This is a genomic window from Pantoea sp. SM3 (genome assembly GCF_000963995.1).
GTDB classification, from domain to species: domain Bacteria; phylum Pseudomonadota; class Gammaproteobacteria; order Enterobacterales; family Enterobacteriaceae; genus Pantoea; species Pantoea rwandensis_B.
The window spans coordinates 86,328-103,269 of record NZ_JZRD01000033.1 but is presented as its reverse complement, the minus strand read 5'-3'; the positions used below and the strand labels follow the sequence as shown (position 1 = coordinate 103,269).

The window sequence follows — 16,942 nt, the reverse complement described above, 5'->3', positions numbered from 1 at the left end:
GGACTTATGACGCAACAGCCGCAAATTAAATATCGCCACGACTATCGTGCGCCCGATTACACCATCACTGATATTGACCTGACTTTTGACCTCGATGCGGCTTCCACGCGCGTGACCGCCGTCAGTCAGGTGAAGCGTCTCGGTGCTGCGGATGCCGAACTGCGTCTTGATGGCGAAGATCTTACGCTGATCTCGCTGGCAGTGGATGGCACCCCGTGGTCACACTATCGTGAGGAAGAAGGTGCGTTGGTGTTAAGCCAGCTGCCGGAGAACTTTACGCTGACCCTCATTAATGACATCCATCCAGACAAAAACACCGCGCTGGAAGGGCTCTACAAGTCGGGTGATGCGCTCTGCACCCAGTGTGAAGCGGAAGGTTTCCGCCATATTACCTGGTATCTGGACCGCCCGGATGTGCTGGCGCGCTTTACCACCACGATTATTGCAGATGCTGCGAAATATCCGTTCTTGCTGTCAAATGGCAACAAACTGGAGAGCGGTCGTCACGGGGATGGTCGTCACTGGGTGAAGTGGCAGGATCCGTTCCCGAAACCTTGCTACCTGTTTGCCTTGGTGGCCGGTGACTTTGATGTGCTGCGTGATAGCTTTACCACGCGCTCAGGGCGTGATGTGGCGCTGGAGATCTTTGTCGATCGTGGCAATCTCGATCGTGCCGACTGGGCGATGACGTCACTCAAAGCCAGCATGAAATGGGATGAAGAGCGCTTCAATCTCGAATATGACCTCGATATCTTCATGATCGTCGCGGTGGATTTCTTCAATATGGGCGCGATGGAGAATAAGGGCCTCAACGTCTTTAACTCCAAATATGTGCTGGCGAAAGCCGAGACCGCGACCGACAAAGATTACCTCGGCATTGAAGCGGTGATTGGTCACGAGTACTTCCATAACTGGACTGGAAACCGCGTCACCTGTCGAGACTGGTTCCAGCTAAGCCTGAAAGAGGGCTTAACCGTGTTCCGTGACCAGGAGTTCAGTTCTGATCTTGGCTCGCGTGCGGTGAACCGCATTGACAACGTACGTGTGATGCGCGGCGCGCAGTTTGCTGAAGACGCCAGCCCAATGGCGCACCCGATCCGCCCGGATCAGGTGATCGAGATGAACAACTTCTATACCTTGACCGTTTACGAGAAAGGCTCTGAAGTGATTCGTATGATGCATACCTTACTCGGTGAAGAGAATTTCCAGAAAGGCATGCAACTTTACTTTGAGCGTCATGATGGCAGTGCCGCGACCTGCGACGATTTTGTGCAGGCGATGGAAGATGCCTCCAATGTTGATCTGTCACAGTTCCGTCGCTGGTATAGCCAGGCCGGTACGCCGGTGCTGACGGTGCGTGACGACTACAATCCTGAGCTGGAGCAGTACACGCTGCATGTGACACAACACACGCCACCAACGGCCGAGCAGAAAGAGAAGTTGCCGCTGCATATCCCGTTGGATATCGAACTGTACGACAACGAAGGCAAGGTGATTCCGCTGCAGCATAACGGCCATCCGGTGCATCATGTGCTGAATGTCACCGAGGAGTTCCAGACCTTTATTTTCGATAACGTGCACTTCCAGCCAGTACCGTCACTGCTGCGCGAATTTTCTGCGCCGGTGAAGCTCGACTATAAATGGAGCGATGCGCAGCTGACGTTCCTGATGCGTCACGCCCGCAATGATTTCTCGCGCTGGGATGCTGCGCAAAGCCTGCTGGCCACCTACATTCGCCTGAATGTGGCACGCCATCAGCAGGGACAGCCGCTGTCGTTACCGTTGCACGTGGCGGATGCCTTCCGCGCAGTATTACTGGAAGAACAGAGCGATCCGGCGTTAACAGCACTGATTTTATCGCTGCCCTCCGAGAATGAAATCGCGGAGCTGTTTGAGGTGATCGATCCTCAGGCGATTTCTGCAGTGCGTGCCGCGCTGGTACACGCGCTGGCAAACGAACTGAGCGATGAATTGTTTGCTGTGTATCTGGCAAACCAGAGCCAGGAATACAAGGTGGAGCATACAGAGATTGGCAAGCGCGCACTGAAAAATGTCTGCCTGAGCTATTTGGCGTTCGCCGATGCAGAGCAGGCGGATAAGTTAGTGCAGGCGCAGTATCAGCAGGCCACCAATATGACGGATGCACTGGCCGCGCTCTCAGCAGCAGTGGCAGCGCAGTTGCCGTGTCGTGAAGCCTTGCTGGCCGCGTATGACGAGCGCTGGCATCAGGATGGCCTGGTGATGGACAAATGGTTTGTGCTGCAAGCCACCAGCCCGGCGGACAACGCATTGAGCAAGGTGCGTGAACTGCTCAATCACCGTTCTTTCACCATGGGTAACCCGAACCGCATTCGTTCACTGATTGGGGCTTTTGCGGCCGGCAACCCAGCAGCGTTCCACGCCAAAGACGGCAGTGGTTATCAGTTCCTGGTGGAGATGTTGACCGATCTCAACACGCGTAATCCGCAAGTGGCGGCGCGTATGATCGAGCCATTGATTCGTCTGAAACGTTATGATGCCGGTCGTCAGGCATTGATGCGTCAGGCGCTGGAAACGTTAAAAGGGCTGGATAAGCTGTCGGGCGATCTGTACGAGAAGATCACCAAAGCGTTGAACGCCTGATAAGATAAAAGCCGCATCACAATGATGCGGCTTTTGCTGAACTCACTGCCACTTTCTCTGGTTGCGTGGAGTGGCAGTGGCACTATCCCGATCGACTTCGACTTCGACTTCGACTTCGACTTCGACTTCGACTTCGACTTCGACTTCGACTTCGACTTCGACTTCGACTTCGACTTCGACTAACGCTGCTGGGCGAATTTTAGCGGCTGCTCTGCCGAACTGCGCTTCATCACACGATCCAGCACTTCTGCTTCCAGTTCCGCCAGTCGCGCCGATCCACGTCGACGTGGTCGCGCGAGGTCCACGGTTAAATCCAGCCCAATGTGCCCCTCTTCAATCAGCAATACGCGATCGGCCATCGCCACTGCTTCACTGACATCATGGGTGACCAGCAACACCGTGAAGTTATGTTGTTGCCATAGCGATTCAATCAATCCCTGCATCTCAATACGCGTCAGTGCATCCAGCGCACCCAGGGGTTCATCCAGCAGCAACAAACCCGGTCGATGAATCAACGCGCGAGCCAGCGCCACACGCTGCTTTTGCCCACCCGATAGCGCCGCTGGCCACTCGTTAGCGCGATCGGCTAAACCTACCGCCTCCAGTGCTTCCAGCGCGGCAGCCCGCCATTCACGCCCTTTCAAACCCAGACCCACATTATCGATAACTTTTTTCCACGGCAGCAGACGCGCATCCTGGAACATGAGGCGCGTGTCTTCGCGTGCTTGCGCTAACGGTGCAGTGCCTGCCAGCAGCTCACCGCGCGAAGTGGATTCCAGTCCCGCCAGCAGGCGCAGCAGGGTGCTTTTACCGCATCCGCTGCGACCCACTACTGCAACAAACTGACCTGCCGGGATATGCAGATTGATGTTGTTGAGGATGGTGCGATCACCATATTGCTTGCTGACGCCGTTAACGCCAACCGGGGTGCCGCTGTTCAGACGCGACGGGCTTAACGTTGCGTTGCTCATGCGTTCTCCTTCAATTGATAAGCCGGATGCCAGCGCAACCATACGCGCTCCAGCAGTTGAGCGGCGACATCGGCCAGTTTGCCGAGCAGCGCATAGAGAATGATGGCGACCACCACCACATCGGTTTGCAGAAACTCACGTGCATTCATCGCCAGATAGCCAATGCCAGAGTTGGCCGAAATAGTTTCAGCCACGATCAGCGTCAGCCACATCAGGCCCAGCGCAAAGCGCACGCCGACCATGATCGAGGGCAGCGCACCCGGCAGAATCACCTGAATAAACAGACTCCAGCCAGAAAGACCATAACTGCGCGCCATCTCCACTAGACCGCGATCGATATTACGGATACCGTGATAAGTGTTGAGGTAAATCGGGAATAAGGTGCCAAGCGCTACCAGGAAAATCTTGGCTGACTCATCGATGCCAAACCACAGGATCACCAGCGGGATCAATGCCAGATGCGGCACGTTGCGCAGCATCTGCACTGAGGTATCCAGCAAACGTTCACCCACGCGTGAGGTGCCGGTGATCAAGCCAAGCACCAAGCCGATCGAGCCGCCAATGGCAAAGCCAATCGCCGCACGCCAGCCACTGATGGCGAGGTTTTGCCACAATTCACCACTCACCGTCAGCTTCCAGAACGTAATAATGATGTTTTCCGGTGAGGGCAGAATACGTGTTGAAAGCCAGCCCACCTGAGAGGCGAGCTGCCACACCGCCACCAGCAGCACCGGTAAGGCCCAGGGCAGCAGGGCATTACTCAGCTGTTTTTGAAACTTTGCCATCCTGAACTCCTTAGCTCTGAGACACTTTCTGTGGGGTGAAATCGTTGGCAACCGCTTCACCGTGCGCTTGCACCACTCGAGGTTTCGGCACTTCAGGGATAGCCAAATCAAGGTGTGGGAACAGCAGCTCACCGACACGATAGGCCTCTTCAAGATGCGGGTAGCCTGAGAGAATAAAGGTCTCGATGCCGAGGTCGCTGTACTCCTGCATACGTGCAGCCACGGTTGGGCCATCGCCCACCAGCGCAGTACCGGCACCGCCACGCACCAAACCCACGCCTGCCCACAGGTTCGGGCTGATCTCCAGTTTGTCACGACGGCCACCGTGCAGCGCGGCCATGCGCTGCTGACCGACAGAATCGGTACGGGCAAAGGCCGCTTGCGCTTTGGCAATGGTGGCATCGTCGAGATGAGCAATCAGGCGATCCGCTGCCTGCCAGGCCTCTTCATTGGTTTCGCGCACGATGATGTGCAGACGAATGCCGAAGCGCACTTTACGGCCCTGCGCAGCCGCTTTGGCACGCACTTGATCAATTTTCTCTTTGACTAATGCCGGGGGCTCGCCCCAGGTGAGATAAACATCGACCTGCTCAGCGGCGAGATCCTGCGCGGCATCGGATGAACCGCCAAACCACAGCGGTGGACGTGGCTGTTGCACCGGTTTGAACATCAGGCGTGCACCGCGCACTTTGACGTGTTTACCCTCGTAATCCACGGTTTCGCCTTCTGAAACGCGACGCCATACGCGGGTGAACTCCGCGGATTCTTCATAACGCTCGCGATGATCGAGGAACACGCCGTCACCCGCCAGCTCTTCAGGATCGCCGCCAGTGACCAGGTTAAACAGCGCGCGCCCGTTGGACAGACGGTCAAGCGTCGCGGCCTGGCGCGCTGCCTGCGTTGGTGAAATCACGCCCGGACGCAGCGCCACGAGGAAGCGCAAACGTTGCGTCACCGGAATCAGTGACGCGGCCACCAGCCAGGCATCTTCGCAGGAGCGACCGGTGGGAATCAGCACGCCACCAAAGCCAAGGCGATCGGCGGCCTGAGCAATCTGCTGCAGATAACCGTGATCGACAGGACGCGAACCTTCGGCGGTGCCAAGATAGTGCCCATCACCGTGGGTCGGGAGAAACCAGAATACGGATATGCTCATGATTCAATTCCTTATGGCTGGGCGGACTGTGGATGCCAGATGCGGTCAGTGATGTTCACTTTTACCGGCATCAGATGATTGGCATAAAACAGGTCGGCCGTTTGCTGTTGGGCCTGCGCAGTATGTGCGCTGACCGGCGTAATCGTGGTGGGTGGACGATGGTCGAGATAGCTGGCAATCACCGGCTTGGGTAAGCCCATCGCCTGTGCCAGCAGGTCGATGCTTTGGCCGCGTTGGCTGCGGGTCAGCGCGTCGGCATCACTAAAGGTTTGCAGCACTTGCTGGACAAATGGACCGTTGGCTTCGGCATATTTGCGTGTGGCTAAATAGAAGGAACCGGTCTGGTTGAGCTTGCTGCCATCAGCCAGCACGCGCACGTTGCCTTGCAGTAAGGCGGCAGAGTAGTAGGGATCCCAGATTGCCCAGGCATCAACGTCGCCCTGCTGGAAAGCGGCTCGCGCATCGGCAGGGGTCAGATAGGTGGGCTGGATATCTTTAAAACTCAGGCCGGCCTGCTCCAGCGCACGCAACAATAAGTTGTGTGAACTGGAGCCCTTCTGAAAGGCCACTTTATGGCCTTTCAAATCGGCAACACTCTGAATCGGGCTGTCTTTGGGCACCAGAATCACTTCAGCCTGAGGTTTCGGTGGCTCGGAACCGACATAAAGCAGATCCGCGCCTGCTGCCTGTGCAAACAGCGGCGGAATATCACCGGTGCTACCTAAATCAATGCTGTCGACGTTCAGCGCCTCCAGCATTTGCGGTCCTGCTGGAAATTCAATCCATTTGATCTGTGTGTGGGGGAAACGCTGTTCCAGCATCTGGTGAGATTTTGCTAACACCATGCTCACCGATCCCTTTTGATATCCCACGCGCAGCTGCGCCGGGGCATCAGCGGCATTAGCGTTGGCACTCAGCGCAATCAGCGCGGCAAAGGCCGGTAGCAGTAAAGCTGTAAACATCCTTTTCATGACTCTTCCTTTATACCGCTTGTGCGTAAGGTTGATGGCGGCGATGCAGTGCATGCCAGAATGTATCCAGCGCGTCGTCGATGCGATCGGCCAGCTGTGGATCCAGCTCTGGCTGGCGGTCGTAATTCACTATTTGCGTGTCGGTGGCAAACACGCCATGCAGCACTTCCTGGGCTTTTAGGGCATTCAATACCGGCTTGAGCGCGTAATCCACGGCCAGCAAATGGGATGCACTGCCGCCGCTGGCCAATGGCAACACCACCTTGTGTTCCAGGGCGCGTTCTGGCAGCAAATCAAGCAGGGTTTTCAACGCACCCGAAAATGACGCTTTATAAATGGGGGTGGCAACAATCAGTCCGTCTGCCAGCGCCAGGTCGGCTTTCAACGCGTTGAGGGCTGGGGAGTCAAAGCGTGCATAGAGCAGATCGTCTGCCTGGAAGTTGTGAATATTCCAGGGAATGACTTCAACACCGCGTGCTTCCAACGCGTGCTGGCACAGGCTGAGCAGTGCAGTAGAGCGCGATGGGAAGCGAGGGCTGCCCGCCAGCGTAATAACCCGCATGGTCACTCCTTATAACTTAAAGTTATTGATTATCTGATATTGAGAACTGATGTGTTCAATACTGGCAGAGCGCGTGCGCGGGTATAAATGATTTATCTGGCAATCAAAAGGCGGAAAATGCAAAAGGGTTCATCAGAGTAAAATAGAGGTGGCAGAGTTAGCGCTGACGAATTGCGAATAGTCCTAAAAGGTCACTTTACTACCATTGGGAATGATTACTAACAATGAATGAAACGACAACTCATCGTTGCATGAGAAAGATTATTTTCTGTGCGGATATCTGTAACGACAGTTACGTTTCGAAAAACCTGGACTGATGGACAAGTGAAAATAATGAAGTGAAGTCGCACAGTTGAAAAAGTGAAAAAAAATGAGATAAATCAATTGAGCGCTAAGGTCTGTTTACTTTTCATTTAACTTATCCCGCGTTGCGGGAGAGGGTTATCTATCTGTTTATATTTTATAGATAAGTATTCCCTGACATCTATTCGCACATAAAATGTGTAACTTTCCCTCATCAGATGCGACAAAAGTTAAAGGCATTAATGTGAGGTATGCATTATTTCATAAAGGAGTTAGCAGGATTGATGTATTGCTAATGGTTTAAATCTCTTAATTAATTTTTGGCCCTGTGAAACTAAAATCCTATCTGCTTAACTGATCCCGAAATAACAATCTGGCCGTTTACATTGCGTTTAACCTTTTAGCGCAATGCTTTTACACAGGCACTTCTTGCCAGTGGCATTTCATTTCTTTCAACCGTTTTCGGGAAAGGTTTATGTCTAAAATCCTGTTATCTATTATTATTCCTACCTATAACGTAGAGAATTATATTATCGAATGTGTTGACGCATTGCTTAAGCAAATTGATTCGCCCAATGAGATTATTATTGTTAATGATGGATCTACCGATGGCACGCTGGCGTTGGTCGAGCGGCATTACGCGCATTTGCCGCAAGTGAAAATCATCACCACGACAAATGGCGGCGCTGGACAGGCGCGTGATACAGGAATGGCGGCAGCCCAAGGGGAGTTCCTGTTTTTCTGCGATCCGGATGATATTGTTGCAGATGGCTTGGTGGCTGAACTGCAGCAGGTGTATCAGGCGCATCCCGAGACCGAACTGTTCTGCTTCAATTCGCAGATGTTTGAGGATCACCAACGCCAGGTTACACGTCCTAAAGTGCGGCATGAGATGTTCGGGAAACAGCCGTCCTCACAGGTGTTCTCGCGCCTGCTGCGCAACGGCAGTTACACGTCTGCTGCATGGAATTATGCAGTGAAAAAAAGTCTGGTGCAGCAGCATGGTTTGCGCTTTCGTGACCGGATTCATGAGGATCACCAATTCACCCTTTCGGCTTTCGTTCTCTCAAATCATGCGTGGGTAAGTCAGAAAGTGTATTACCACCAACGCGTGCGCAACGGGTCACTGACTAACAGCCGTAAGAGTCAGGAGTACTTCCAGCAACGGTACAATGCCTTTATGCAGGCCTACAGCACCCTGAAAATGGCTTTAAAGGACTCGCCATTAAAAAAGGAAATTGAGAAAGCCTATTTAATGCACTCTTTCCGCTTGATGATTTATCTCTCGTTGTACAATGGTACAGCCGTGCCGGAATATGTGATTAATGCCATTCGATTTTTAGGTGGGCAATTTGAGCCAGCCAATATCAAAGAGTGGTTGCTTATTCAGCGTCCGCATATGTTTATCCTGTTGCAGAATTTTAAAGTCGGAAGAGAGTTAAAACGAGCAGCATGATTCCTGTTTATTCCACTGAGTTTAAATAATTCTGTGGCAACAGTAGTAAGTGAAATGTAATAATTCGCTTCGGCAGCGATAAAAATGTTACCGATGATGAGCCATTCATGAAATTGTCATCCTTTCTTTTGTCGCATGCGAGAAGGGCAGGATACATATTTATTCCTGTGTGGAATTCATTAATCGGTCTTACCTAATGTGGGAAAAAACGCATTTTAGCACCAGTGCTGAAATTAAGAATAAGTCCGGTAGGCAGTTATGCTGTTCTGTGTCAGGCTCTATTTTTAGCGAATTTTCCCAGACGCCTCGATACTTATGTCAATTAAACGAAACGCCATCGCCAACTATGTTGGTCAGATTTACCTGACACTGTCGGGTATTCTGGTAGTACCGCTTTATATTCATCATTTGGGGATGGAAGCGTATGGTTTAGTCGGATTCTTTTCGATTCTGTTAACCTGGTTGCAATTGCTGGATGCCGGGGTATCCACCACTTTGATGCGTGAAGCGGCCCGCTATCGCGCTAATCAAACTGAGTTTATCTGGTTCCCCTCGTTATTTGCTGCGCTGTCGAAATTCTTCCTGATTTCAACTGTGGTGCTGGTGGTCATCGGTTGGGTGGCAACGCCGTGGATTGCCCATCACTGGCTGGACGCCCAGCATTTGCCGTCCTCGGATGTGGTTATCGCAGTAGCAATTATGGTGATTACCGCGGCCATTCGCTGGCGGACCAGCCCTTATCGCAGCGTTATTGTCGGCTTTGAACATCAGGTTTGGCTGAATGGCGTCAATCTGGTGATCGTCACACTGCGCACCTTTGGCGCCGTACTGGTTATCCAGCTGTTCTCTAATCCAGTATTGAGTTTCTTTATCTGGCAACTGTTGGTCTCGATTGCCGAAGCGGTGTGCCTGATTTACAAATGCTTCCAACTGGTGCCGGCCTCGGCGCGCAGGCAGAAGCATGAAAATCTTAAAGAAGTATTGAAGCCTTTTATTCGCTTTGCCCTTAGCGCGGCTTACGCCAGTGCAGTCTGGACATTTATTTCCCAGATCGACCGTCTGGTGCTGTCAAAAACATTGCCGCTGAGTGAATACGGCTCCTTTACCGTGGTGGCCACGGCCGCAACTGGCATTATTTTGCTGAGCAGCCCGATTATGCAGGCCATCGTGCCGCGCATGACCGGGATGAAAACCAAAAAAGAGGGTGATGACCAGTCGCTCGTGCTGTATCGCTATACCACCCAAGCGGTCGCGATCTTCATGGCCCCGCTCAGTATTACGATTGCCTGTTTCTCCGCGCCGCTGCTGTGGGCATGGACACAGAACCAGCAAGTGGTGAATGAGATGTCATTCGTGCTCAGTTTGTATGCGCTGGGCAGCGGAGTGCAGGCCATCTGCGGTTTGCTTTATCACCTGCAATACATCAACGGCAACCTCAAGCTTCACGTTAAAGGTTTCTCCTGTTTCGCCATTGTGCTGGTGCCACTCAACATCTTTGCCGCTCTTCATTTCGGTGCCCGTGGCACGGGCTGGCTGTGGTTAGGGCAAAATGTCTTCTATCTCTTCGGTTGGGCGTGGTTGGTGCATCGCCGTTTCACGCCAGGCATCCATTTTACGTGGTTGACGCGTGACGTAATGTTGGTGTGGGTGGTGGCTGGCGTGATGGCATGGCTCTGCTCGCTGTTGCCGATCAGTTGGGATCAAAATCGCTGGCTTAATCTGCTGTGGCTTGGATTGTTTGGCATGGTGAATTTGGGCGTGTGTTGTCTGCTACACAGTCTGGTGATTAAACGTCTGCATCTGCCGTTCAATAAGGGCTTTAATGTTGAGGAGAGAGAATGAGCGATCAGCGTACGAAAACGACCATCACGGTGATCATTCCTAACTGGAACTGTGCCCCCTGGCTGGAAGAAGCCATTGATTCGCTAGTGGGGCAATCTTCGCCGCCCGACCAGATTATTGTCATTGATGACGGATCCACCGATAACAGCGTGGAGCTACTCCAGCAGCTGGCTAAACGCTATCCGCAAATGACATTATTACAATCTCAGCGCGGCGGCGTGAGTGCTGCTCGTACGCGCGGACTGGAGATCGCCACGGGTGACTTCATCTACTTTATGGATGCAGATGATTTCGTCGGTAAAACGCTGTTTGCTGATTTTCAACGGGCCAAAGCGCAGCATCCAGAAATGGAATTATTCTGCTTTGGCGCCAAAATGTTTACTGATTTACCGCTCGGCCAGCGTCAGTATCAGCCGTTTCATCAGCGGAAGATGCAGGGGGCTTTCCCGGGGGGCAGCACAACGCTGCGCCACATGATGACTCATCAGTCAGCGCACCGCGTGTTATGGAGCAGCATCGTTTCTCGCCATCTTATCGAACGCGTAGGTGTGACGTTTTTGCCAATTCAAAACCATGAAGACGCTCCTTTTATGTTCGCGCTGTACATGCAGGCACAAGAAGTGGTGTTCTCTCACGAAAGCTATTACTACAAGCGATTTATGGTGACCTCGCTCTCACAACGAAAAGCGACGTTTTCATGGGTGGAAAACTACTTTATTGCGCGAGGTAACAGCGAGCGCTTCATGCAGGCGTGGGGATTGGCAGCGGATGAGTGGTTACTTGATCGTTATTACGAACCCGTGATGTACGGGTGCTTGATCGAGATGCGTAAAAATGACATTAATGTCCCGCAGGAGTGGCATGTTACCATTGACCAACTGATACGCAAAGTGACGGGCGAAAGTAAACGCATGAAACTGCAGTGGTACTATCCCACGCTCTACAACGGCCTGAAAGCGAGTCGCAGCCTGCTGGCGCGTTATACCGGTAAGCGCTGATTTCGATCAACTCCGCATCACCTGATTAAATTTACTTTTGCGCCAGAGGCCTTTACCATTCTGGCGCACAAATTTCCGTGCACCCGACTTCTTCGCTTCCGCCATTCAGGAGAGTGCATGTTATATCCTATCGTCCGGCCGGCGCTGTTTAAGCTCGATCCAGAGCGTGCGCACGAACTCACCTTTCAACAATTACGTTTTATCAGCGGAACGCCGCTGGAAGGACTGATTCGCCAGTCGCTGCCGTCACGCCCGGTGACCTGCATGGGATTGACTTTCCCTAACGCGCTGGGGCTTGCTGCAGGCCTCGATAAAAACGCAGAGTGCATTGATGCCTTTGGTGCGATGGGTTTCGGCTTCGTGGAAGTCGGGACGGTGACGCCACGTCCACAGCCTGGCAATGATAAGCCGCGCATGTTCCGTCTGGTGGAAGCGGAAGGGATTATTAATCGCATGGGCTTTAATAATCACGGCGTCGATCACTTAGTCGAGAACGTTAAAAAAGCACGCTTCAAAGGCATCCTCGGTATCAATATTGGCAAAAATAAAGATACGCCAGTGGAGCAAGGCAAAGACGATTATCTGATATGTATGGAAAAGGTGTATGCCCATGCCGGTTATATTGCCATCAATATTTCATCGCCAAACACACCTGGATTACGCACGCTGCAATATGGCGAAGCGCTGGACGATCTGCTTTCGGCGATCAAATTAAAACAAAAAGAGCTGCAGGAACGGCACCTTAAATATGTGCCGGTCGCGGTGAAGATCGCGCCGGATCTTTCTGAAGAAGAATTGATCCAGGTTGCCGACAGTTTGGTGCGCCATGAAATTGACGGTGTCATTGCCACGAATACCACGCTTGATCGTGCATTAGTTGCTGGACTTAAATATGCCGATGAGATGGGTGGATTAAGTGGCCGTCCGGTGCAGTCACGCAGTACTGAAGTGATTCGCCGCTTGTCGCAAGAGCTGCAGGGTCGCTTACCTATTATTGGCGTCGGTGGTATTGATTCACTGGTTTCCGCTCGTGAAAAAATGGCCGCAGGGGCCACATTGGTGCAGATATACTCTGGCTTTATTTATAAAGGCCCAAGTTTAATTAAAGATATCGTGACCCATCTCTAAGACATTTCCCACTTTCCCGCGCCGGGGGGTTTATTTATCCCTTCGGCTCGTTTATATTTTGTCCTGCTGATGTTTTTTTCAGCTTTTCCTTAGGCTGATATTTTTAAATCTAGCGTTCGGCCCCCTAAATAATTCGCTTTGTCGTAAGGCGGCAAGTGGGTGAATCTCCTGGAGCTTACTTAAGTAAGTGACGGGAGTGAGCACACGCAGCCAACGCAATTGCAGAGTGAAGTATGACGGGGATAGCGCAGCGATAACTACAGGGCATATCATGAAGTTTAAACCTGATGATAACTGGCGTTGGTATTTTGACGCAGAACACGATCGTATGATGCTGGATTTGGCTGATGGCATGCTATTTCGTTCGCGCTTCTCGCGTAAAATGCTGACACCGGATGCCTTTAATGTCAGTGGTTTTTGTGTCGATGACGCTGCACTGTATTTTACGTTTGAAGAGCGTTGCCGACAGAGTGGATTAAAAGGCGACCAGCGCGCTGAATTAGTGTTAAACGCATTAGTCGCGAGTCGTTTTTTAAAACCGCTCATGCCAAAAAGCTGGCATTTCACCAGCCATGCCCAGAGCTGGCAACCCGCATCAGGCGATATGGTGGCCGTGACGCTGGCCGATAGCGGCGAACAGGCGCAATTGCTGGTGGTCGAAAGTGGCGAAAATGCGGCGCTGTGTTTGCTGGCGCAAAATACATTATCGGTAGCCGGAAAAGGTATGCAGTTAGGCGATGCGATTAAGATCATGAACGATCGTTTGCGACCGCATCAGCAGGAACAAAACGCCCACTTTGCGCGGGCGGTTTAAGCGTTTAAGCCAGAACAATATCGCCTGCTGGAATACAGCTACAACTGAGAATCGTTCCGTCTGCGCGCACTGCGCTCTGTTTCAGCGCCTTCACTTCGCCCGATACCAGCGTCATCTTGCAGCTACCGCATATCCCGGCACGACACGAGTAGGGAATGCGAAAGCCCTGCATCTCCAGTTGTTCCAGTAGCACTTGCTGGTTGTCGCCGGTAAATTCACTGCCCTGATAGCCAATGATCACTTCTGCCTGTTGGCTGGTAACCGGTTTGAGGGTTTCCACCACCGCGCCCGCGCCGTAAGCTCGCGGTGTCTGACGAGCCAAAACCGTGAGCTCATCGCCAACGCGGATCACGCCGCTGTTGCGGGCGATCAGATTCAGACCGAAATCGATATCTCCGCTACCGTCCTGACCGCTGCGGAAACGTTGTAACGTGGCCAGGGGTTCACCTTCGGGATGTTTGCGTCCGCTTTCGGTGCCAACGGTGGTGAATACACAGCGGCTGCAAGGCTTGGGCATATCAAAAACAATCTCGCCGATTTTAACCTGCTTCCAGCTGTCTTCATCCCATGCCGCTGCGCCGCTGACCACCAGGTTAGGGCGGAATTGCTCAACGCGAACGCTGGCCGGGCAACGCTGCTGCAGATCCTGCAGTGACGACATATTCACCAGCAGGAAGGGAAAACCATCCGCGAAACTCAGCGATACCTCATCAAATTTTTTCACCCGCCGCGTGGGAGCAACACCGGTCCAGCGCAATTGCACGGGACGCGGGAAGAATTCGCTCAGCCAATCATTAATTTCAGCGGGCGCAATATGCGAGGTGAAATGATTCCCCCACACTTCAGTGGGTGACAACTGCGCCGTGAAATCGCTAAAGCGAATTAGCGCCTGGCTGCCATCTGGGGCATTTAAAAATAAGCCATCAGGCAACAGCGCGGGGGTAAAACGCACCATGTCCGGATACTGTCGCGCAGTGATAAAGGTGCCGTCCAGTTCGGTCACCATGAAGATGCGATCAAACGCCAGACCACTCTCCAGCACCTGTGCATGAGACAGTTGCAAACCGCGCATGGATTTGACCGGATGGATATAGAGGCGAGAAAGCGTAATCATCGAGACTCCAACAGGACAAAAAGAAGCTAACTTTATGACATAGGACGCTGATTCGCTATAATGCGCAACAATTTTAGCAAGAGTAAAAAGTGACGATATGAATTCTCTGTTTGCCAGTACGGCGCGTGGGCTCGAAGAGCTGTTAAAAACTGAGCTGGACGCGCTGGGTGCGCAGGATTTGCAGGTGGTGCAGGGCGGCGTCCACTTCCGTGCCGATGACCGTGTGATGTATCAAAGCCTGCTGTGGAGCCGACTGGCTTCGCGTATTTTGCTGCCGCTGGGAGAATTTGGCGTCTGGAGCGATCTCGACCTGTATGTGGGCGCGCAGAGCATTCCCTGGACCGAGATGTTCGACAGCAGCACCAGCTTTGCGATTCACTTTAGCGGCACCAATGAGGTGATCCGTAACAGCCAGTTCGGCGCGTTGCGTATTAAAGATGCGATCGTTGACAGCTTTACGCGTCAGAATCTGGAGCGTCCAAGTGTGGATCGTGAACAACCGGGCATTCGCATTAATGCGTGGCTGAATAAAGATCGCGTGAGCATCGCACTGGATCTAAGCGGCGATGCGCTGCATCAGCGTGGCTATCGTCAGCAAACCGGCCAGGCCCCGCTGAAAGAAACGCTGGCGGCCGCGATTGTGATGCGTTCTGGCTGGCAGAGCACCACGCCATTGATCGATCCGATGTGCGGTTCCGGTACTTTACTGCTGGAAGCGGCATTGATCGCCACCGATCGCGCACCGGGCCTGCTGCGTAGCCATTGGGGCTTTAACCGTTGGAAAAACCATAATCAGGCGGTCTGGCAAGACGTACTGGCTGAGGCGAAAGAGCGTGCCCGTGTGGGCACCGCAGCCACAACCGCGCGTTTCTTCGGTTACGACAATGACAGCCGCGTGCTGGAATCCGCGCGTGCTAATGCGCGTCGTGCTGGTGTGTTCGAGCTGTTCACCTTTGCTCAGCAGGATGTGATTAAGCTGAAAAACCCGCTGGCGGGCCAGGAGATCACGGGCACCGTGCTGAGCAACCCGCCTTACGGCGAACGTCTGGAAAGCGAACCCGCGTTGATTGCGTTACACAGCCTGCTGGGACGTATCATGAAGCAGCAGTTCGGCGGCTGGAATCTGTCGCTGTTCAGTGCGTCACCGGAACTGCTGAGCTGCCTGCAACTGCGCGCCGACCGCCAGTTCAAAGCCAAAAACGGCCCATTGGAATGTGTGCAAAAAAACTACCAGCTGGCCGCGACCAGCGGTGAAGGTAGCGCACAGATTGCCGAAGACTTTGCCAACCGTCTGCGTAAGAACATCAAGAAGCTGGAAAAGTGGGCGAAGCAGTCCAACATTGAATGCTATCGCTTGTATGATGCCGACTTGCCGGAATACAACGTCGCGGTAGACCGTTACGGCGACTGGGTGGTGATTCAGGAATATGCCCCGCCGAAAACCGTGGATGCCAATAAAGCACGCCAGCGTCTGTTCGATGTGATCAGCGCCACCCTGAGCGTGCTGGAGATCCCGGCCAATCGACTGGTGATGAAAACCCGTGAGCGTCAGAAGGGTAAAAATCAGTATCAGAAGCTGGGAGAAAAGGGCGACTTCTTCGAAGTCCAGGAGTTTGACGCACGTCTGCTGGTGAATCTGACCGATTATCTCGACACCGGTTTGTTCCTGGATCACCGTCTGGCGCGTCAGATGCTGGGCAAAATGAGTGCCGGTAAAGACTTCCTGAATCTGTTTGCCTACACCGGCACTGCCAGTGTGCATGCGGGTCTGGGCGGCGCGAAAACCACGACGACTGTGGATATGTCTCGCACTTATCTGGAATGGGCCGAGCGTAACCTGCGTCTTAACGGTTTGACCGGACGCCAGCATCGGCTGATGCACGCCGATTGCCTGAGCTGGTTGCGTGACAGTGACGAACAATTTGATGTGATCTTCATCGATCCACCGACGTTCTCGAATTCCAAACGAATGGAAGACGATTTTGACGTGCAGCGCGATCACATGATGCTGATGCAGAATCTGAAACGTCTGCTGCGTCGTGGTGGCACCATTATGTTCTCGAATAACAAGCGCGGCTTCAAAATGGACCTCGACGGCTTAGCCGCTCTGGGTCTGCAGGCGCAGGAAATTACCCAAAAAACGTTGTCGCAAGATTTCGCACGCAACCGTCAAATTCACAACTGCTGGCTGGTTAGCCACGCCGGTAAGGAATAAGTTTT

At 52.9% G+C, this 16,942-nt stretch carries 14 protein-coding genes; 8 read left to right on the top strand and 6 right to left on the bottom strand.

Going from position 1 to position 16,942, the window contains the following annotated elements:
* Positions 1–6: 6 nt before the first annotated feature.
* The gene (gene pepN, locus VI01_RS18840; RefSeq protein ID WP_045816260.1) at positions 7–2,622 is read left to right on the top strand and encodes an aminopeptidase N; all 2,616 of its coding nucleotides are present in this window, start codon (positions 7–9) and stop codon (positions 2,620–2,622) included.
* A gap of 33 nt (positions 2,623–2,655) precedes the next feature.
* On the top strand, positions 2,656–2,805 hold the full coding sequence (locus tag VI01_RS25440; protein ID WP_197079607.1) for a hypothetical protein: 150 nt from the start codon (positions 2,656–2,658) through the stop codon (positions 2,803–2,805).
* On the opposite strand, the gene ssuB is transcribed toward VI01_RS25440, so the two are convergent.
* Genes ssuB through ssuE form a run of 5 tightly spaced genes read right to left on the bottom strand, consistent with a single transcriptional unit; the run spans position 2,802 to position 7,067 of the window.
* Complete coding sequence (gene ssuB, locus VI01_RS18835; protein WP_045816259.1) at positions 2,802–3,593, bottom strand: aliphatic sulfonates ABC transporter ATP-binding protein; 792 nt, start codon at positions 3,591–3,593, stop codon at positions 2,802–2,804. The two genes, VI01_RS25440 and ssuB, sit on opposite strands and share 4 nt — an antisense overlap.
* Positions 3,590–4,378, bottom strand: a complete 789-nt coding sequence (gene ssuC / locus VI01_RS18830; protein ID WP_034820490.1) for an aliphatic sulfonate ABC transporter permease SsuC — start codon at positions 4,376–4,378, stop codon at positions 3,590–3,592. The genes ssuB and ssuC overlap by 4 nt, the downstream gene beginning before the upstream one ends.
* 10 nt (positions 4,379–4,388) lie before the next feature.
* Complete coding sequence (gene ssuD, locus VI01_RS18825) at positions 4,389–5,534, bottom strand: FMNH2-dependent alkanesulfonate monooxygenase (protein ID WP_045816258.1); 1,146 nt, start codon at positions 5,532–5,534, stop codon at positions 4,389–4,391.
* Positions 5,535–5,545: 11 nt separating this feature from the next.
* The gene (locus tag VI01_RS18820) at positions 5,546–6,505 is read right to left on the bottom strand and encodes a sulfonate ABC transporter substrate-binding protein (RefSeq protein ID WP_156149384.1); all 960 of its coding nucleotides are present in this window, start codon (positions 6,503–6,505) and stop codon (positions 5,546–5,548) included.
* Between the two features lie 10 nt (positions 6,506–6,515).
* Positions 6,516–7,067, bottom strand: a complete 552-nt coding sequence (ssuE, locus tag VI01_RS18815) for an NADPH-dependent FMN reductase (RefSeq protein WP_045816257.1) — start codon at positions 7,065–7,067, stop codon at positions 6,516–6,518.
* Positions 7,068–7,845: 778 nt separating this feature from the next.
* Between ssuE and VI01_RS18810 the strand changes: the two genes are divergently transcribed.
* From VI01_RS18810 to VI01_RS18790, 5 genes are all read left to right on the top strand, one after another.
* Positions 7,846–8,826 (top strand): glycosyltransferase family 2 protein, encoded by a 981-nt coding sequence (locus VI01_RS18810; protein ID WP_045816256.1) that lies wholly within the window; start codon positions 7,846–7,848, stop codon positions 8,824–8,826.
* Between the two features lie 315 nt (positions 8,827–9,141).
* Positions 9,142–10,668: a lipopolysaccharide biosynthesis protein gene (locus tag VI01_RS18805; RefSeq protein ID WP_045816255.1), complete on the top strand. Its 1,527-nt coding sequence runs from the start codon at positions 9,142–9,144 to the stop codon at positions 10,666–10,668.
* Entirely contained in the window at positions 10,665–11,666 is a 1,002-nt protein-coding gene (locus VI01_RS18800; RefSeq protein ID WP_045816254.1) for a glycosyltransferase family 2 protein, read from the top strand. Before VI01_RS18805 ends, VI01_RS18800 begins: the two co-directional genes overlap by 4 nt.
* Positions 11,667–11,783: 117 nt before the next feature.
* Positions 11,784–12,794 (top strand): quinone-dependent dihydroorotate dehydrogenase, encoded by a 1,011-nt coding sequence (gene pyrD / locus VI01_RS18795; RefSeq protein WP_045816253.1) that lies wholly within the window; start codon positions 11,784–11,786, stop codon positions 12,792–12,794.
* 271 nt (positions 12,795–13,065) lie between these two features.
* Positions 13,066–13,608 carry a cell division protein ZapC gene (locus VI01_RS18790; RefSeq protein ID WP_038647771.1) on the top strand — a complete coding sequence of 181 codons (543 nt, stop codon included), beginning with the start codon at positions 13,066–13,068 and terminating at the stop codon, positions 13,606–13,608.
* 4 nt (positions 13,609–13,612) lie between these two features.
* Here the strand turns inward: VI01_RS18790 and VI01_RS18785 are convergent, their stop codons facing one another.
* Positions 13,613–14,722, bottom strand: a complete 1,110-nt coding sequence (locus VI01_RS18785; protein ID WP_045816252.1) for a YcbX family protein — start codon at positions 14,720–14,722, stop codon at positions 13,613–13,615.
* Between the two features lie 97 nt (positions 14,723–14,819).
* On the opposite strand from VI01_RS18785, the gene rlmKL reads away from it, so the two are divergent.
* Complete coding sequence (rlmKL, locus tag VI01_RS18780) at positions 14,820–16,937, top strand: bifunctional 23S rRNA (guanine(2069)-N(7))-methyltransferase RlmK/23S rRNA (guanine(2445)-N(2))-methyltransferase RlmL (protein WP_045816251.1); 2,118 nt, start codon at positions 14,820–14,822, stop codon at positions 16,935–16,937.
* Positions 16,938–16,942 lie beyond the last annotated feature (5 nt).